The 17,070-nt window shown below is 69.1% G+C and carries 16 protein-coding genes; 12 read left to right on the forward strand and 4 right to left on the reverse strand.

Going from position 1 to position 17,070, the window contains the following annotated elements; genetic code table 11:
- The first annotated feature begins 3 nt into the window (after positions 1–3).
- The 4 genes from cydB (at position 4) to J2X52_RS03375 (ending at position 5,633) form a co-directional block, all read left to right on the forward strand.
- Complete coding sequence (gene cydB, locus J2X52_RS03360) at positions 4–1,017, forward strand: cytochrome d ubiquinol oxidase subunit II (protein ID WP_310148854.1); 1,014 nt, start codon at positions 4–6, stop codon at positions 1,015–1,017.
- A gap of 98 nt (positions 1,018–1,115) precedes the next feature.
- Positions 1,116–1,388, forward strand: coding sequence for a YcgL domain-containing protein (locus tag J2X52_RS03365; protein ID WP_310148614.1), 273 nt, complete (start codon positions 1,116–1,118; stop codon positions 1,386–1,388).
- On the forward strand, positions 1,381–4,683 hold the full coding sequence (locus J2X52_RS03370) for an ankyrin repeat domain-containing protein (RefSeq protein WP_310148617.1): 3,303 nt from the start codon (positions 1,381–1,383) through the stop codon (positions 4,681–4,683). The genes J2X52_RS03365 and J2X52_RS03370 overlap by 8 nt, the downstream gene beginning before the upstream one ends.
- An 80-nt stretch (positions 4,684–4,763) precedes the next feature.
- Positions 4,764–5,633 (forward strand): protein tonB, encoded by an 870-nt coding sequence (locus J2X52_RS03375; protein WP_310148620.1) that lies wholly within the window; start codon positions 4,764–4,766, stop codon positions 5,631–5,633.
- 68 nt (positions 5,634–5,701) lie between these two features.
- Here the strand turns inward: J2X52_RS03375 and rho are convergent, their stop codons facing one another.
- Both rho and trxA read right to left on the reverse strand, forming a co-directional pair.
- Complete coding sequence (gene rho / locus J2X52_RS03380) at positions 5,702–7,498, reverse strand: transcription termination factor Rho (RefSeq protein ID WP_310148622.1); 1,797 nt, start codon at positions 7,496–7,498, stop codon at positions 5,702–5,704.
- 213 nt (positions 7,499–7,711) lie between these two features.
- Positions 7,712–8,038 (reverse strand): thioredoxin, encoded by a 327-nt coding sequence (gene trxA / locus J2X52_RS03385; RefSeq protein WP_310148625.1) that lies wholly within the window; start codon positions 8,036–8,038, stop codon positions 7,712–7,714.
- 203 nt (positions 8,039–8,241) lie between these two features.
- Here trxA and rhlB point away from each other — a divergent pair, with 203 nt between their 5' ends.
- The 7 genes from rhlB to J2X52_RS03420 all read left to right on the forward strand — a co-directional run bounded on the left by rhlB (position 8,242) and on the right by J2X52_RS03420 (position 14,749).
- Positions 8,242–10,002, forward strand: a complete 1,761-nt coding sequence (gene rhlB, locus J2X52_RS03390) for an ATP-dependent RNA helicase RhlB (RefSeq protein WP_310148628.1) — start codon at positions 8,242–8,244, stop codon at positions 10,000–10,002.
- Between the two features lie 295 nt (positions 10,003–10,297).
- A complete protein-coding gene (gene ftsE / locus J2X52_RS03395) occupies positions 10,298–10,987 on the forward strand; it encodes a cell division ATP-binding protein FtsE (RefSeq protein WP_310148631.1) in 690 nt (229 codons plus the stop codon).
- Entirely contained in the window at positions 10,980–11,930 is a 951-nt protein-coding gene (ftsX, locus tag J2X52_RS03400) for a permease-like cell division protein FtsX (protein ID WP_310148634.1), read from the forward strand. Before ftsE ends, ftsX begins: the two co-directional genes overlap by 8 nt.
- 3 nt (positions 11,931–11,933) lie before the next feature.
- Entirely contained in the window at positions 11,934–12,767 is an 834-nt protein-coding gene (locus J2X52_RS03405) for a response regulator (protein ID WP_310148637.1), read from the forward strand.
- 122 nt (positions 12,768–12,889) lie between these two features.
- The gene (gene ung, locus J2X52_RS03410) at positions 12,890–13,588 is read left to right on the forward strand and encodes a uracil-DNA glycosylase (protein WP_310148641.1); all 699 of its coding nucleotides are present in this window, start codon (positions 12,890–12,892) and stop codon (positions 13,586–13,588) included.
- Positions 13,588–14,364 (forward strand): HipA family kinase, encoded by a 777-nt coding sequence (locus tag J2X52_RS03415; protein ID WP_310148857.1) that lies wholly within the window; start codon positions 13,588–13,590, stop codon positions 14,362–14,364. Before ung ends, J2X52_RS03415 begins: the two co-directional genes overlap by 1 nt.
- Positions 14,348–14,749: a DUF3037 domain-containing protein gene (locus tag J2X52_RS03420; RefSeq protein ID WP_310148859.1), complete on the forward strand. Its 402-nt coding sequence runs from the start codon at positions 14,348–14,350 to the stop codon at positions 14,747–14,749. Before J2X52_RS03415 ends, J2X52_RS03420 begins: the two co-directional genes overlap by 17 nt.
- Positions 14,750–14,843: 94 nt before the next feature.
- Here J2X52_RS03420 and J2X52_RS03425 read toward each other — a convergent pair whose 3' ends face one another.
- Both J2X52_RS03425 and queD read right to left on the reverse strand, forming a co-directional pair.
- On the reverse strand, positions 14,844–15,245 hold the full coding sequence (locus J2X52_RS03425) for a phasin family protein (protein ID WP_310148644.1): 402 nt from the start codon (positions 15,243–15,245) through the stop codon (positions 14,844–14,846).
- Between the two features lie 158 nt (positions 15,246–15,403).
- On the reverse strand, positions 15,404–15,760 hold the full coding sequence (queD, locus tag J2X52_RS03430) for a 6-carboxytetrahydropterin synthase QueD (RefSeq protein WP_310148646.1): 357 nt from the start codon (positions 15,758–15,760) through the stop codon (positions 15,404–15,406).
- A 99-nt stretch (positions 15,761–15,859) separates the two neighbouring features.
- On the opposite strand from queD, the gene J2X52_RS03435 reads away from it, so the two are divergent.
- A complete protein-coding gene (locus J2X52_RS03435) occupies positions 15,860–16,957 on the forward strand; it encodes a glycerophosphodiester phosphodiesterase family protein (protein ID WP_310148649.1) in 1,098 nt (365 codons plus the stop codon).
- The last annotated feature ends 113 nt before the right edge of the window (positions 16,958–17,070 follow it).

The following is a 17,070-nucleotide window of genomic DNA, read 5'->3' on the forward strand; positions in this document are numbered from 1 at the left end:
GACATCGACCTGCAGACCGCGCTGCCGGTGATCTGGTTCGGCGTCATCGGCTTCGGCGTGCTGATGTACGTGCTGCTCGACGGCTTCGTGCTGGGCCTGGGCGTGCTGGCGCCGTTCGCCGAAGACGGCGAGCAGCTCGACCACATGATGACCACCGCCGCGCCGATCTGGGACGGCAACGAGACCTGGCTGGTGCTCGGCGGCGCCGGCCTGCTGGCCGCGTTTCCGCGCGCCTACGCGATCGTGCTGTCGGCGCTGTATCTGCCGGTGCTGTTGATGCTGATCGCGCTGGTGTTCCGCGGTGTGGCGTTCGAATTCCGCTTCAAGGCGCAGCGCGGCAAGCGCTTCTGGGGCGCGGCCTTCGCGGTGGGCTCGCTGCTGGCGGCGTTCTCCCAAGGTGTGATTCTGGGTGCACTGGTCGAGGGCATGCCGCTCCAGGAAGGCAAGTACGCCGGCGGCGCGCTGGACTGGTTCAGCCCGTTCTCGATGCTGACCGGCGCAGCGGTGGTGGCCGGTTACGCGCTGCTCGGCAGCGGCTGGCTGATTCTCAAGACCGAGGGCCGGCTGCAGCAGCTGGCGCGCAAGGCGACCCGGCCGCTGGTGCTGGTGGTCGCCGCGTGCATGGGTGTGGTCAGCGCGTGGCTACCGTTCCTCGATTCGCAGATCATGGCGCGCTGGTTCGAGGACGGGAATTTCTGGTGGCTGTCGCCGGTGCCGGTGCTGGCCCTGATCAACGCGATCTGGCTGTGGCGCGCGGCGATGCGCGAGGGGCGCGATGCGCGTCCGTTCCTGCTGACGCTGAGTTTCTTCGGGCTCGGATTTCTCGGTCTGGTACTGGGGATGTGGCCGAATATCGTGCCGCCTTCGCTGAGTATCTGGGAGGCTGCGTCGCCACCGTCGTCGCAGGGCTTCGTGCTCGCCGGGCTGGTGGTGCTGTTGCCACTGATCCTCGGTTACACCGCCTGGTCGTACCGTGTGTTCCGCGGCAAGGTGGCCGTCGACGCCGGCTATCACTGAACGCGGTGTCGACGCGCACACTCGATGCATGGCCGCGCGCGATACCCAAGCCGGGGCTTTTGCCGCACAATCGAGCGTGTTTCCGCGGTTCTTCGGCCATGCACGCCTACGTCTACAAAAGCCAGCGCAAGGCGGACACTTATGTGTACCTCGCCGAGCGCGACGCGTTCGACGTCCTGCCCGATCCGGTGCGTGCGCAGCTGGGCGAATTGATCTTCGTGCTGGACGTAGCGCTGACGCCCGACAGAAAGCTCGCACGCGAGGATGTCGCGACCGTCCGCGAGAAGCTGCGCACGCAGAAGTTCCATCTGCAGATGCCGCCGCGCCTGGTCCACGATCCCCTGACGGAGGACTGGGGCACCGATGCCTGAGTCCGCGCAGCGGCCGTCGTCCGCGTTCGCCCGATCCCTGATCTTCGTGCTCCTGGCCGGCATCGCGCTGGCGGCGCTGACGCTCGTCGGCGGCCCGCTCGCCGCGATTGCCGGCGCGCTCGCGCAGCCCGTGTTCGCGCTGGTCATCCGCGGCTGGCGCACGCGCACCGTGCCCGCGGGGGCCACGCTGCGGACCGATCTGCTGTCTCTGGCCGGCGCCTGGAGTGGTGCCACGGTCGCGACCGCCGTGCTCGTCGCCTGGCCGCTGTCGGCGTTGCGGCAGGGCGGTGAGCTTGGCGCAGCACTGGCGCTGAGCGTCGCCATTGGTCTTGCGGTCATCGGCTTCTGGCGCACGTGGCCGCTGTGGCATGCGCTCGAGCGCGACGGCGGCGATCTGCGCACGCACTGGCGCGCGCTGTCGGAGCGCGAAACCGGTAACTGGCGCGGTGTGGGCGCCGCGTTGTGCGTGGCTGCGATCGTCGCGCTGGTGCTGCTGCCGGCCTGGCTGCCGCCCGGCGGCATCGGCCCGCGCACTGGGCTCGCCCTCCTGGCCGTGCTCGCTTCGCTCGGCCTGCATGGGGTCCTGCAGCGTATTGCGCCCCCTGCCGCATTGCCGATCCAGATCGTCGAGATGCGGGGTGATCCGGCAATTGCGCTCTCGGAAGAGCCGCTCGACGCGGCGCCGGACGTTGCCCTGTACACCGCTGCGCGCGTCGGTCGTGTCGATCGCGCCCTCGCGCTGATCGAAGGCGGGGCCGACGTGCGCGCACTGCCCGCCGCCGAAGACCGTGATCAGCGCAGCCTGCCGGTCTTGGCTGCGGTGCTGCCGGACCTGCGCCTACTGCGCGAACTGATCGCCCGGGGCGTGGACGTCAATGCTGCGCACGCGGGCATGACCCCGCTGCTGGCCGCGACCCGCGACAGCTGGCACGGTCGTCCCGATGCGGTGATGACGTTGCTGGCCAACGGCGCCGATCCGCGGATCACCGACCACGAAGGCAATACGCCGCTGCATCTGGCCGCGCGCAGTTCCGACCCCGGCGTCGCCGCGTTGCTGCGCGATGCCGCCGCCGAACTCGAAGCGCGCAACCACGATGGCCTGACGCCGCTGGGCATGGCCTGCGCTGTCGGCAACTGGCGTCTGGCGAAGTTCCTGCTTGAACGTGGCGCCCGCGCCGAGGTCGACGGTGGCACGCCGGCGCTGCTGGCCGCGGCAGGCGGCGACGAGGACGACGCCGCCGGCGTGCAGTTGCTGCTCAAACACAAGGCGCGCGTCGATGCGCGCGATGCTTTGCGTCGAAGCGCATTGCATGTCGCCGCGTTCCAGGGCCACGACGAGATCCTCGCCGCGCTGCTCGGCGCTGGCGCCGACGTGCGCGGCCGCGACAACGACGGCCGTACGCCCCTGCTCGAAGCCGCGCGCGGCGGACGTCTGTCCGCACTCGAAGCGCTGCTGGCGGCGAATGCCGATGTCGCCGCGGTCGATGTCGCCGGTCGCAATGCGGTGATGCTGGCCTGTGGCGCGGAACTGCCGTCGGCCGCGCTGCTGCAGCGCCTGCTCGAACTTGGTGTACCCGCCGATATCGCCGACGCAGACGGCCGCAAGCCGGTCGACCGCGCCGCTGAAACCGGGCGCTGGACGCTGGTGCGCCTGCTCGATCCCGACTACCCGCTGCCGGTCAATCTCGGCATCGATGACGACGAGGACGGCGCCCCGTCCGCGGACCGCACCCCCGTCCTGCTGCTACGCGCCAGCCTGCGCGAGGGCCGCTTCGATAACCAAGGGCCGCTGTTGCGCCTGCTCGGTGCACGCGATCTCGGCGGCCTGCTGCTCGATCCCGAAATGCCGCCGTCGCTGGAGCGCATCGAGTGGCTGCTCGCGCAGGGCGCGGATGTCGAAGTGGCCGACGCCGCCGGCGCGCCGCCGCTGTGCGCGTTGTTGGCCTCGGCGCCACAACACCTGCCGATCCTGCAGGCCCTGCTGCGCCATGGTGCGTCGCCCGGCGGCGCCGGCACGCTGGCGCGGTATCTCGCGGCCTGTAACGGCGACGACCAGGCGGCGCGCGCGTTCGAAACCTTCGCGCTCGATCTGCTGGCGCGCGGCGCCGATCCGTTCGCTGCCGCGCCCGGCGGAGATCCGCCGTTGTCGCTCGCGGTCCGGCTGGGCTGGCTGCGGCTGATCGAACGCCTGGTCGGTCACGGCGTCGATCTCGATGCGCGTGATACCCGCGGCATGACCGCGCTGCATCTCGCCGCCGCGCTCGGCCGCGAGGGCGCGCTGAAGGTGCTCGTGCGTCACGGCGCCTCACCTGCGGCGTGCGCGGCGGACGGGCAGACACCGCTGGGCGTCGCCCTGTCGGCCGGCCGGCGCGATCTCGCCGACTGGCTCGACTGGCGCGGCTGGGCGCTGCCGGGGCGCGCGCTGGAGGCCACCGACTTGCCGGCCGCCGCGAGCGCAGGCGATGCCGAGGCCGTGCGTCGCCTGCTGGATCTCGGGTTTTCCGTCGATGCCGTGGACGCGCAGGGCTGCACCGCCTTGCTCCGCGCCGCCGGTGGGGGCCATCGCGATGTCGTCGAGCTGCTGCTCGCACGCGGCGCCGATGCGGCGCTTGCAGCCCAGTCGGGCGCGACGCCGTTGTCGGCGGCAGTGAGCATGCGGCACGCGGGCGTGGTCGATCGCCTGCTCGCCGCCGGTGTGTCGCTCGACCAGCGCCTGCCGGGCGAGGTCAGCGTGCTGATGCTCGCCGCGGCCCTGGGCCTGCCGGACCTCGCCGCGCGCCTGCTGACCGCCGGGGCCGACATCCACGCGACCGACGCCCAGGGCCTGACGCCGCTGCACTGCGCCGCGCTCTACGGCTTCACCTCGCGCGAGCGACCGCGACTGCTCGCGTTGTTCGACACCCTGCTGTTGGCTGGGGCCGAGGTCGATGCGCCCGCCGCTGGCGGCGTGACGCCGTTGCTGCTGTTGCTGGGCGCGCGCGCCGAGCCCGGCACGGCATGCGACGAGGACGTGGTGCTGGCGGCGATGGAACATCTGCTCGACGAGGGTGTCTCGCTCGATGCGCAGGACCAGCGCGGCTTCGGCCCGCTGCACCTGTCAGGCCTGCACGGCCAACTGCGTCTGGCCCGACGCCTGCTGCGCGCCGGCGCTGACCCCGACCTGCGCGACACGCTCAACCGGACCCCGCGCGAGATCGCCATCATGCGCGGCTTCATCGACGTCGCCGCGGAGTTTGCGCCCGTGCAGAGCGGCGACGGCGTGTCGATGGCCAGGTTTCTGCGCGAGCAGCGCTGACGGCGCGAGGGTTTAGTCCCGCTTGTCCACGCCGGGGCCCGAGAGTAACGTCGGGGTCTTCACTCAAGGATGGAGCCGTGATGACACTTCAAAGACTGCTGGGTGTGCTGCTCGCGCTGGCGTGTCTCGTCCCGTCGGTGACGGCAGCGCAGAGTGCGCGCGAAATGCGCCGACAGGTGGAGGCCAGCATGCTGGTGACCGGCCATGTCGACATCGAGCGCGATGGCAGCGTCAGCGCGCACACGCTGGATCAACCGGACAAGCTCCCTGACTACGTCGTGCGTCTGATCGAACGCGCGGTCCCTGCGCTGCGTTTCGAGCCGGTGCTCCTCGACGGTGCGCCTGTGTTGGCCCGCGCGAAGATGAGCATCCGACTCGTCGCGACGCCGGCGAGCGACGGCAATATGGACATCGCGATCAAGAGCGCGAGTTTCGGCGAGGAATACGATCCGGACGACACCGGAAGCGTCCGCTCGATCGAGATGACGCCGCCGCGGTATCCGATGAACATTGCGCAGATGGGCGGCAAGGGCACGGTCTACTTGCTGGTCAAGGTCGGCCGCGATGGTCGTGTGGAAGACGTCGCAGCCGAGCAGACCAATCTGGCGGCGCTGGGCACAGCGCGACAGATGGAAATGATCCGCCGCGGTCTGGAGAAAGCGGCGACCGACAAGGCCCGGGAGTGGACGTTCTCGCCACCGACCACGGGAGACGCCGTTTCCAGCGAGCATTGGGTCGTTCGTGTGCCGGTGGACTTCTCGCTCTACGATGGCCCCCGGCCTCCGCAAGGTCCGGCCTACGGACAATGGCTCGGATACGTGCCCGGCGCGCAGACCCGTCCGACCTGGGCGATGCCGGACCCGCCCGGCTTCAGCCCCGACGCGCAGGTCGCCGGCGCGCTGCATCAGGGACAGTCACGCTTCCGCCTGCTCACGCCGCTCGAAGGCTGACACAGCTGGATCGAAGCCAAAAAAAGCCCCGCGGAAGCGGGGCTTTTTCGTGAGCGAGACCCTTTGGATCAGCGCTTCATCGACGAGAAGAACTCGTCGTTGGACTTCGTGCTCTTCATCTTGTCGAGCAGGAACTCCATCGCGGCGATCTCGTCCATCGGGTGGAGCAGCTTGCGCAGGATCCAGATGCGCTGCAGCAGGTCCGGCTCGATGAGGTAGTCCTCGCGGCGGGTGCCCGACTGGTTGACGTTGATCGCCGGGTAGACGCGCTTCTCGGTGATGCGGCGATCCAGGTGCACTTCGGAGTTACCAGTGCCCTTGAACTCTTCGTAGATCACCTTGTCCATCGCGCTGCCGGTGTCGACGAGGGCGGTGGCGATGATGGTCAGCGAACCGCCTTCCTCGACGTTGCGCGCCGCGCCGAAGAAGCGCTTCGGGCGATGCATGGCGTTGGCATCGACACCACCGGTCAGCACCTTGCCCGAGCTCGGCACGACGTTGTTGTAGGCGCGGGCGAGGCGGGTGATCGAGTCGAGCAGGATGACGACATCCTTCTTGTGCTCGACCAGGCGCTTGGCGCGCTCGATGACCATTTCGGCCACCTGCACGTGGCGGGCGGCCGGCTCGTCGAACGTCGAGGAGATGACTTCGCCGCGCACGGTGCGCTGCATCTCGGTCACTTCTTCCGGACGCTCGTCGATCAGCAGCACGATCATGTGCACGTCGGGATGGTTGTAGGTAATCGCGCTGGCGATCTGCTGCATCATCATCGTCTTGCCGGCCTTCGGCGGCGAGACGATCAGGGCGCGCTGACCCTTGCCCTGCGGCGCCATCAGATCGAGGATGCGGCCGGCGATGTCTTCGCTGGAACCGTCGCCGCGCTCGAGCTTGAAGCGCTTGCGCGGGAACAGCGGGGTGAGGTTCTCGAACAGCACCTTGCCCTTGCTGGCTTCCGGCGGTTCGCCGTTGATCGTGTCGACGACCGACAGCGCGAAGTAGCGTTCGCCATCCTTGGGCCAGCGGATGCGGCCGAGCAGGTGGTCGCCGGTGCGCAGGTTGAAGCGGCGGATCTGGCTGGGCGAGATGTAGACATCGTCCGGGCCGGCGAGATAGCTCGCCTCGGCCGCGCGCAGGAAGCCGTAGCCGTCGGGCAGGATCTCGAGCACGCCGTCGGCGACGACGCCCTCGCCGTGGCGGGTCAGCACTTTGAGCAGGCCGAAGATCACGTCCTGCTTGCGCGCGCGGGCCACGCCTTCGATCGCCAGCTGGTCGGCGATGTCGAGCAGCTTGTGCGCCGGCATCCGCTTGAGGTCGCTCAGCGTGTACTGCGGGAAGCCCTCGGGGATGTTCGGCGGGGGCAGACGCTGGACGTGGTCGTTGCCGCCGTCCTGCGGCAGGCCGTCGTCGCGGCCACCGCCACGCGGACGATCACGCCGGTTCTTGAACCGGTCGCGGCGGTTGTTGCCGCCCTGGTCATTGTTGTTGTTGCCGGGGTTGCCGCGGTTCTGGTTCGGCTGCCCGCCACCGTGCTGGCGCGGCTCGCCGCCCTGCTGGGGGTGGTGCTGGCCGCCATTCGGCTGCCCGTTGTTGCCGCCCTGGTTGCCCTGGTTGCCGCGCTGGGCATCGCCCTGGCCCGACTCGCTGGGCGCACGCTGCGGATCGGACTGCGGTGCAGACGCCTGCGGCGGCGGTGCGCTGGCGGGCGGGGCCTTTGGCGCGGCGGTGTCCTGGGTCGCCAACGGCAACTGGGACTGGGAATCGGGAGGCGCGGAGTCGGTGGCTTTCTTGGCCACGCGCGGCTTGCGCACGCGCTTCACGGCGGTGTCGCCCTCGGGCGTGCCGGGATCGGATGTGTTGTCGGACAAGCGGAAAATCCTCGCTCGGTTGCGAGCGCCCGGGACGGGCGGCGGCAGGGAAACGGACAGTCGGGAGTGACGCCAGATGGGTGCGGCGCGCTGAAAACACGCCGGAGCAGCGCAAACCTAGCACTGCGTCCGACCGGCGGCAAGCGTTACCCGCGCGGTCGGTTCAGGCGACAGGGCGCCCAGCGGCGCACTGTCGCGGTGCTGGACGGGGCCTCAGAGGGCCTTGTCGATCAGCTGGGCCAACTGCGGCTTGCCCACGGCACCGATCTGGGTGCCCTGCACCTGACCGTCCTTGAACAGCAGCAGCATCGGGATCGATCGCACGTGGTACTTCAGCGCCGTGGCCTGGTTCTGGTCGACGTCGATCTTCACGATCTTGGCGCGGCCGGAGTAGTCGCCCGCCAGTTCGTCGAGCGCCGGGGCGATCATCTTGCAGGGGCCGCACCAGGGGGCCCAGAAGTCGACCAGCACCGGGACATCGGACTGCAGCACGGTGGAGTCGAAATCGGAATCGCTGGCATGGATGACGGCATCGGTCACGGGGGGCTCCGGGGGGCTGGGGCGCGCTTCGAAGCAGCGGCGCCGGGATGGATGTAAAATGGGGAATCGCCGCCCGGAATCAAGGTGGCGCTCCTGCGGGACGACCCACGCGTCCTGCGCCCAGGCAGTCTGCCGTCGCGACTGCCTCCCACGCAAGCACGCGGCGCCCTCCAAGTCGGCGACGCCCGGACACCTTCCTACGCATGAGCGACAAGCCTCTTACCGACATCACCTTCTCGTCCTTCGACCTGCATCCGGCGTTGCTCGCCGGGCTGGAAGAGGCCGGGTTCACCCGCTGCACGCCGATCCAGGCGCTGACGCTGCCGCTGGCCCTCGCAGGCCGCGACGTCGCCGGCCAGGCCCAGACCGGCACCGGCAAGACCCTGGCCTTCCTGGTGGCGGTGATCAACCGTCTGCTCTCGAAGCCGGCGCTGGCCGACCGCAAGCCGGAGGATCCGCGCGCGCTGATCCTCGCGCCGACCCGCGAACTCGCGATCCAGATCCACAAGGATGCGGTGAAGTTCGGCAGCCAACTGGGGCTGAAGTTCGCCCTGGTCTACGGCGGCGTCGACTACGACAAGCAGCGGCAGATCCTCACCGAGGGCGCGGACGTGATCATCGCGACCCCCGGCCGCCTGATCGACTACGTCAAGCAGCACAAGGTCGTCAGCCTGCACGCCTGCGAGATGTGCGTGCTCGACGAAGCCGACCGCATGTTCGACCTGGGCTTCATCAAGGACATCCGCTTCCTGCTGCGGCGCATGCCGATCCGCACCGAGCGCCAGACGCTGCTGTTCTCGGCGACGCTGAGCCATCGCGTGCTCGAGCTCGCCTACGAGCACATGAACGAGCCGGAGAAGCTGGTCGTCGAGACCGAGTTCATCACCAACGCCAAGGTCCGGCAGGTGATGTACTTCCCGGCCGATGACGAAAAGCTGCAGCTGCTGCTGGGCCTGCTGTCGCGCAGCGAAGGCGCGCGCACGATGGTGTTCGTCAACACCAAGGCGTTCATCGAGCGGGTGGCACGTGCGCTCGAGAAGGCCGGCTACCGGGTCGGCGTGCTGTCGGGCGACGTCCCGCAGAAGAAGCGCGAGAGCCTGCTGAAGAAGTTCCAGGCCGGCCAGCTCGAACTGCTGGTGGCGACCGACGTGGCCGCGCGCGGCCTGCACATCGACGGCGTCAGCCATGTCTACAACTACGATCTCCCGTTCGATGCCGAGGACTACGTCCACCGCATCGGCCGCACCGCGCGCCTCGGCGCCGAGGGCGATGCGATCAGCTTCGCCTGCGAGCGCTACGCGCAGAGCCTGCCGGAGATCGAGGCCTACATCGAGCAGAAGATCCCGGTGGAGCCGGTGACGTCCGAGCTGCTGACCGCGCTGCCGCGCAAGCCGCGCGAAGGCGTGGAGCTCGATGACGAGGACGGCGAGAGCATCCACGAGATCTTCAAGGAAGTGCGCGAAGCACGCGCGGTCGAAGACGCCAAGCGTGGCGGCGGCCGTGGTGCGGGTGCCGGTGGTCGGGGTGCGCCCGGTTCGCGCGGTCCGCGTCCGGCGGGCAGCGGCGAAGCCCGTGGCGAGCGTGGACCGCGCAAGCCGCGTCCGCCGCGTGTCGAAGGCGAAGAAGCTGCGGTTGCGCCGGTCGCTGCCGCGCCGCAGTCGGTGATCGATGCCGCCGGCACGGTCGCGCAGGCGATGCCGGACGAGTCGCGTCCGCCGCGCAAGCGTCGTCGCCGTCGCGCAGGCAAGAAGATCGAAGGTGCCGAAGGCGCGGCGCCGCAGGCCGGCGAGACGACGGCAGCCGATGCGTCGAAGAAGCCGCAGGGCAACGGTGGCAAGGGGCCGCGCGAAGTGCGCCCGACCCAGCGTCCGGCGCCGGCCGCCAAGTCGGACAATGCGCCTTCGCTGCTGAGCCGCATCGGTCGGGGCCTGCGTCGCCTCGTGTCGGGTGACGACAAGCGCTGATCGCACGCTTCAGTGCGCGAGCGCAAAAAAGCCCAGCTTCGGCTGGGTTTTTTTGTGGGTGCGCCTCTGGCGCTTGAGCCTTCCCCGCTCGCGGGGCATTGCGCCCTTTACGGGTGGAGGGTTGGGTGGGGGCGGCCCTAAAGCGCTTCCACATCTGACGCCGCTACGAACACAAAGCCAAGCGCTGTAAGCCCTTCCGATCTCCATGGTGACCGACCCTGATCCTTCGCCCCCATCCCCAACCTTCCACTTCCTTATGACGCTGTTGTGCACATTCCCTGCGATACTGCCGCGCATGAGTGTTCTGCGATTCGACAACGTCAGCAAGCAGTATCCGGGCGGCCATGTGGCGCTGTCGGAAGTGAGTTTCGATGTGGCGGCCGGCGAGATGCTGTTCGTCACCGGCCACTCCGGCGCGGGCAAGAGCACGCTGCTGAAACTCATCCATCTGGCCGAGCGGCCGAGCCGCGGCGCGGTGGTGTTCGGCGAGCGCAATCTGCTCAAGGTGCGCGGTCGCAGGGTCGCGATGCACCGTCGCGACATCGGCGTCGTGTTCCAGGATCACCGCCTGCTGCCCGACCGCACCGTGTTCGACAACATCGCGTTGCCGCTGATCCTGCGCGGCATGCGCCGGCCGGAGATCGGCAAGCGCGTGCGCAGCGTGCTGGAGCGTTTGGCGCTGGGCGCGCGCGAACGTGCGTTGCCCACGCAGCTCTCGGCCGGCGAACAGCAGCGCATCGGCATCGCCCGCGCAATCGTCGGTGAGCCGATGCTGCTGGTCGCCGACGAGCCCACCGGCAACCTCGACCCCACGCTGTCGGCCGAAATCATGGCGCTGTTCGCCGAGCTGCCCGAGCGCGGCACCAGTGTGCTGATCGCCAGTCACGACCTCGGTCTGGTCAAGCGCATGAAGAAGCGCACGCTGGTGCTCGACCACGGCACGCTGGCCGACGATATTGCGCCGGAGGATCTCGCCGATGCCTGAGGCGCCCCGCAACCAGCCCGCGCGCCGCGGCACGTCGCCGGTCGGCACCTGGGTCGATCACCATGTCTACAGCGTGCTCGCCAGCCTCGGCCGGCTGTTCAAGAAGCCGTGGTCGGCGGCGCTGACGATCGGCGTCATGGCAGTCGCACTCGCGCTGCCGCTCGGCCTGTGGCTGGTGCTCGACAACGTCGGCCGTCTGGGCGGCAGCATCGACGCCTCGCGCGAGATCAGCGTGTTCCTCAAGCAGGACGTCGACGGTCCGCGCGCCGAAGCGCTGGCCGGCGAACTGCGTGGTCGCAGTGACGTCGGCAGCGTGGTGCATCGCTCGCCGGATGAAGGTCTGGCCGAATTGCGCGAGCGCGGCGAATTCGGCGATGCGATCGACGTGCTCGGCGAGAACCCGCTCCCGCATGTGCTGATCGTGACGCCCGGCGGCGACGAGATGCTGCTGGCCGAATCGCTGCGCACGCTGCCGGAATCGGAACTCGTCCAGCACGATGCGCAATGGCGCGAGCGCCTCGATGGCTGGCTGCGTTTCGGCGGCCGCGTGGTCTGGGTGCTCGCGGCGCTGCTCGGCATCGGCGCGCTGCTGGTGGTCGGCAATACGGTGCGCCTCGACATCCAGTCGCGCCGCGACGAACTCGGCGTGCTGCAACTGCTCGGCGCGACCGACGGCTTCATCCGCCGGCCGTTCCTGTATCTGGGCGCCTGGTACGGGCTGGCTGCCGGCGCGGTCGCGCTCGGTCTGCTTGCTCTGGCCGGTCTCGCCCTGCAGCCGCCGCTGGCGGAACTCGCGGCGAGTTATGGCGCGGCGTTCGCGTTGCGCGGGTTCGGCCCGATGGGTGTGCTGGCGGTACTGGCCGGCGCGACTGCGCTGGGCTGGTGTGGCGGCGGCATCGTCACCGGGCACTTCCTGCGCCAGACGCGGCCCACCGACACCTGATCCATGCACGACCTTCGCCATTTGGCCGGCGACGCGCCCCGGGTGATGGTCGTCGACGGCTCGAAGCTGGTGCGCCGGCTGATCGGTGACGTGCTGCGGCAGGCGCTCGCCGATGTCGAAGTGATCGAATGCACGGGTCTGGTGGATGCGGCGGTCGCCCTCGATGCGGCGCCGGTCGATCTGGTCAGCACCGCGCTGTCACTCCCCGATGGCGACGGCCTACAGCTCGCACGCCGCGTCCGTGAAGCCACGGGCCAGCGCTACGTGCCGGTGATCGTGGTCTCGGGCGATGCGCAGTCGCATCTGGAGGCCCGTCGCTTCACCGAAGACGTCACCGACCATTTCGACAAGGCGCTCGGACACCGCGCGCTGGCGGAATTCATCCGCGGCTACGTGCAGCCGAAAGCGATTCCAGACGCGCACGTGCTCTACGTCGAGGACAGCCGCACGGTCGCGCTCGCGACCAGGCGCATCCTCGAAGCGCAGCAGATGCGCGTGACCCATGTGCTCAGCGCGGAGGACGCGTTGGCCTATCTCGACGCCTATCGCGACGGCCCGGGGGCTCCCGGCGCCGACCTGCTGCTTACCGACGTGTATCTGAAGGGCGAGCTCAGCGGGCACGACCTGCTGCGCGCGGTCCGTCGCGATTTCGGTTACGGCAAGCGGCGCCTGCCGGTGCTGGTGATGACCGGCGACGGCAACCACGACAACCAGATCGCGCTGCTGCGCGCCGGTGCCAACGATCTGGTCGTCAAGCCGGCCGAGGAACGGGTGCTGGCGACCAAGGCGCTGTTCCAGTTGCGCCTGTCCGCGATGCAGCCGCACATCACTCTGTAGGCGCGCGCTTACGCGCGATGCGGCGTTGCCGATGCAGCCGTCTCGCGCCGCATGTGCACTCCCACAACCTCACGCACCGCTGTGCCGCTACGCTGGCAGGGGTGTCCATCCACGGTTGACCCATGTCCGATATCCGCCTCGAACCTTCCTGGAAAGCCCACGTCGGCGACTGGCTGCGTCGCGACGATATGCAGGCGCTCTCCGCATTCCTGCGTCAGCGGAAAGCCGCCGGTGCGCGGATCTATCCGCCTGGCCCCGAGATCTTCGCGGCGTTCGATGCCACGCCATTCGACGCGGTGAAAGTGGTCATCCTCGGCCAGGACCCGTATCACGGGCCCTGTCAGGCGCATGGCCTGTGTTTCTCGGTACGTCCGGACCAGCGGGTGCCGCCGTCGCTGGACAACATGTACAAGGAACTCGAACGCGATCTCGGCCTGCCGCGGCCCGACCACGGCTGGCTGATGCCCTGGGCCAAGCGCGGCGTGCTGCTGCTCAATGCGGTGCTGACCGTGGAAGAGGGCAAGGCCGGCGCGCACCAGGGCAAGGGCTGGGAAGGCTTCACCGATCATGTTGTCGACGTGCTCAACCGCGAGCGCGAGGATCTGGTCTTCCTGCTGTGGGGCAGCTACGCCCAGGCCAAGGGCAAGGTCATCGACACCCAGCGCCATTGCGTGCTGCGCACCACCCACCCGTCGCCGCTGTCTGCCTATCGCGGATTTCTCGGCAGCGGGCATTTCTCCAAGACCAACAATTTCCTGCGCAAACGCGGCATCGCCCAGATCGACTGGTCGCTGCCGATGCGCTCGGCGCTCGACGCATGATCCGCAGCGTCGAGGCCACGCGCTATGTCACGCCGTTGCGTGAAGGTGGCTCGCTGCCGGCCGTCGTGGAAGCCGACGACGACGGCATGTACGTCATGAAGTTCCGCGGCGCGGGGCAGGGACCGAAGGCGCTGGTCGCCGAGCTGATCGGCGGTGAATTCGCGCGCCTGCTGGGCCTGCCGATGCCGGAGATCGTGTTCATCGATCTCGATCCGGACCTGGCCGCGACCGAACCGGATTCCGAGATCCAGCATCTGATCCGCGCCAGCGCGGGTTGCAACCTCGCGCTGGACTACCTGCCCGGTGCGATCAACTTCGATCCCGCGGTCGAGCCGCCCGATGCCGATCTCGCATCGCGGATCGTCTGGTTCGATGCCTTCGTCTGCAATGTCGACCGCACCGCGCGCAATACCAATCTGCTGGTCTGGCACCGCCGGCTGACTTTGATCGATCACGGCGCGGCGCTGTACTTCCACCACGACTGGGACAGCGCTGCGCGCATCGCGACCGGCCCGTTCGCGCGGATCGCCGATCACGTGCTGCTGCCGTTTGCGACTGCCCTCGACGCCGCCGATGCGGCCCTGTCGGCACGCATCACCGAGGCCGAAATCCGCCGCATCGTGTCGCTGGTGCCCGACGCGTGGCTGGCCGGCGACTCGCGGTTCGCCGATGCGGACGTGCAGCGCGCAGCCTACGTCGAGTTCTTCTGCACGCGCCTGGCGCACCGGTCGGCGTTCGTCGGGGAGGCGCAGCGTGCGTATGCAGCGGGTCTATGACTACGCGGTGATCCGGGTCGTGCCCCGGGTCGAACGCGAAGAGTTCATCAACGTGGGCGTGATCGTGTCCTGCCAGGGCGCGCGCACGCTGGCCGCAGCGGTCGCGCTGGATCCGGCACGGCTGCACGCGCTCGATCCGCATGCCGATGTCGCCACGCTGCAGCGGCATCTCGATGCGATCGTGCGCATCTGTCGCGGCGATGCCGATGGCGGGCCGATCGCCGCGTTGCCCGCGCGCGCGCGGTTTCACTGGCTCACTGCGCGGCGCAGCTCGGTGATCCAGGTCTCGCCGGTGCACACCGGCCGTACCGATGATCCCGACGGGCTGTGCGCCCGCCTGCTGGCGCGCATGGTGCTGCCAGCCGGCCCGGTGCGCGGCGCATAAAAAACCCGGCAGCGTGGGGGCTGCCGGGTCGGCTACGGGCGAGGGAGGGATCGCCCGGAGTTCAGGTCGTGGCGCCAGGGCGCCGCAGCGCGTCTCAGCGCTTGGTGGCCTTCGCGGTCGCCTTGGCGACCTTCTCGGCTTCGGCGCGGACATCGGCGGTGGCCGATTCGACGTGCGACTTGGCCAGGCCTGCGATGGCTTCGTTGGTCTTCACCGTGCGGCCCAGGGTTTCCTGGCCGGCACTGACGAGACGCTCGACGTTCTCGCGGGCAACCTGCGCGCCTTTCGGCAGCAGGGCCTTGAAGCCATCCATGTCACGCACTTCGATCGCTTCGTTGATGAACGCGAACGTGGCATGGGTGTTGTCGTTGAACGTCGAGAGGTGGAGACCGAACAGGGTCTCGGCGTTCTCGAGGGTCAGACGGTTGAACTGGGCGGCTGCATCGGCGAACTGGCGCGACGCGGCGGTGAACTGCTCGTTGAACTGATAAGACATGGCGGTTACCTGCGTGAGCCGGCGGTCTGCCGGGTTTGTGCGATGCAGCATATCGCAGCTATGTTGCATTGCAACAAAATCCCGACAGGCGGTCGTCACGCATTCAGTTTCGTATATGGATCAATGACTTGAAACCGGTTCCAGCGGGCGAGGGCGATTCAGGGGCCGGTGTAGCGGCAGCCCGAGGTGCAGGTTTCGCGGATCACGATCGCACTCAGCGCCGGCAGCGTCGGCTTGAGGCGTTCCCAGATCCAGATCGCCAGACGTTCGCTGGTCGGGTTCTCGAGCCCGGGGATGTCGTTGAGATAGTGGTGGTCGAGCTGGGCGTAGAGCGGGGCGAATGCGGCCTTCAGATCGCCGAAGTCCATGATCCAGCCGGTTTCCGGGCCGGGCTCGCCGGACACGTGCACCTCGACCTGGAACGAATGTCCATGCAGACGCGCGCATTTGTGGCCCGGCGGCACGTTCGGCAGCCGGTGCGCGGCCTCGAGGGTGAAAACCTTGAAGATGTCCATGCGTGCATTCTCGGGGGTGCCTGCCCGCGCGGCAATCGTCGCGGCGCTGACATGTACGGCTGCCACGCTCGCCGGCCTTCGCTCCCAGGTCGATCTCCGATGTCCCGAACGTCTTTCCTGATCCCGCTGCTGCTCGCCACTGCCGCCATGACCCTGCCCGATCGCGTTGCCTCCGCTGCCGCGCCCACTGCTGACGCGCCGCGCGTGATCGCGCATCGCGGCGCCAGTGCGCGCATGCCCGAGCACACGCTGGCGGCCTATCGCCGCGCGGTCGAGGACGGCGCGGACTTCATCGAGCCTGACCTCGTGATGACCCGCGACGGCGTGCTGGTCGCGCGCCACGAGAACGAGATCGGCGGCACCACCGATGTCGCGTTGTATCCGCAGTTCGCCGACCGCAAGCGCACCCAGCGGATCGACGGTGTCGACGTCACCGGCTGGTTCACCGAGGACTTCACGCTCGCCGAGCTCAAGACGCTGCGCGCGCGCGAACCGCTGCCTGCCCTGCGCGGCATCTGGTTCGATCGCCAGTTCGCGGTGCCCACCCTGCACGAGATCATGGTGCTGCTCGACGATCTGGTGCGCGAGTCCGGCCGCCCGGTCGGACTGATCCCGGAGATCAAGCATCCGACGTACTTCCGCGAGATCGGCTTGCCGATGGAGCAGGCGCTGCTCGACGTGCTCGCGACGCACGAGATCGCCACGCGCGTGCCGCTGGTCGTGCAGTCGTTCGAGCCGACCAGCCTGCGCACCTTGGGCGGCCTTACAGCGCCGGTGCTGCCCGACCTGCGCCTGTTGCAGCTGATCGGCGACCCGCGCGCGCGCCCGGCGGACGTGGATGCCGCAGGCGGCGATCTGCGCTATCGCGACATGCTCACCGCGGATGGCCTGCGCGCGATCGCCGAATACGCGTCGATGCTGGGGCCACACAAGTCGCAAGTCGGCGAGGTCGGGCGCGGCGGCCGCTTCGAAGCCACCACGCTGATCGCCGATGCGCACGCCGCCGGTCTGCAGGTGATGCCGTACACGTTCCGGCCGGAGAATCCGTATCTGCCCAGCGCGCTGCGCAGCGGCGGCGGCCATGCGCGCAACGAGACGGGCGCCATCGCGGAGATGCGCATGTATCTCGATGCCGGCGTCGATGGCTTGTTCGCCGACGACCCCGCGCTCGCGCGCCGGGCCGTGGACGCGCGCTGATCGCGACTGCCGCCTGACGCCGTGCCGGGCGCCGCCTCGCGAGGTGGTTCGCGCCCTGGCGGCGGCCCTCGCTGTACGCTGCTGCGTTGCGCGTCCGCACGTGAACGCACGCG

Origin of the sequence: Luteimonas sp. 3794 (assembly GCF_031456825.1) — a bacterium.
In the GTDB taxonomy this organism is placed as follows: Bacteria; Pseudomonadota; Gammaproteobacteria; order Xanthomonadales; family Xanthomonadaceae; genus Luteimonas.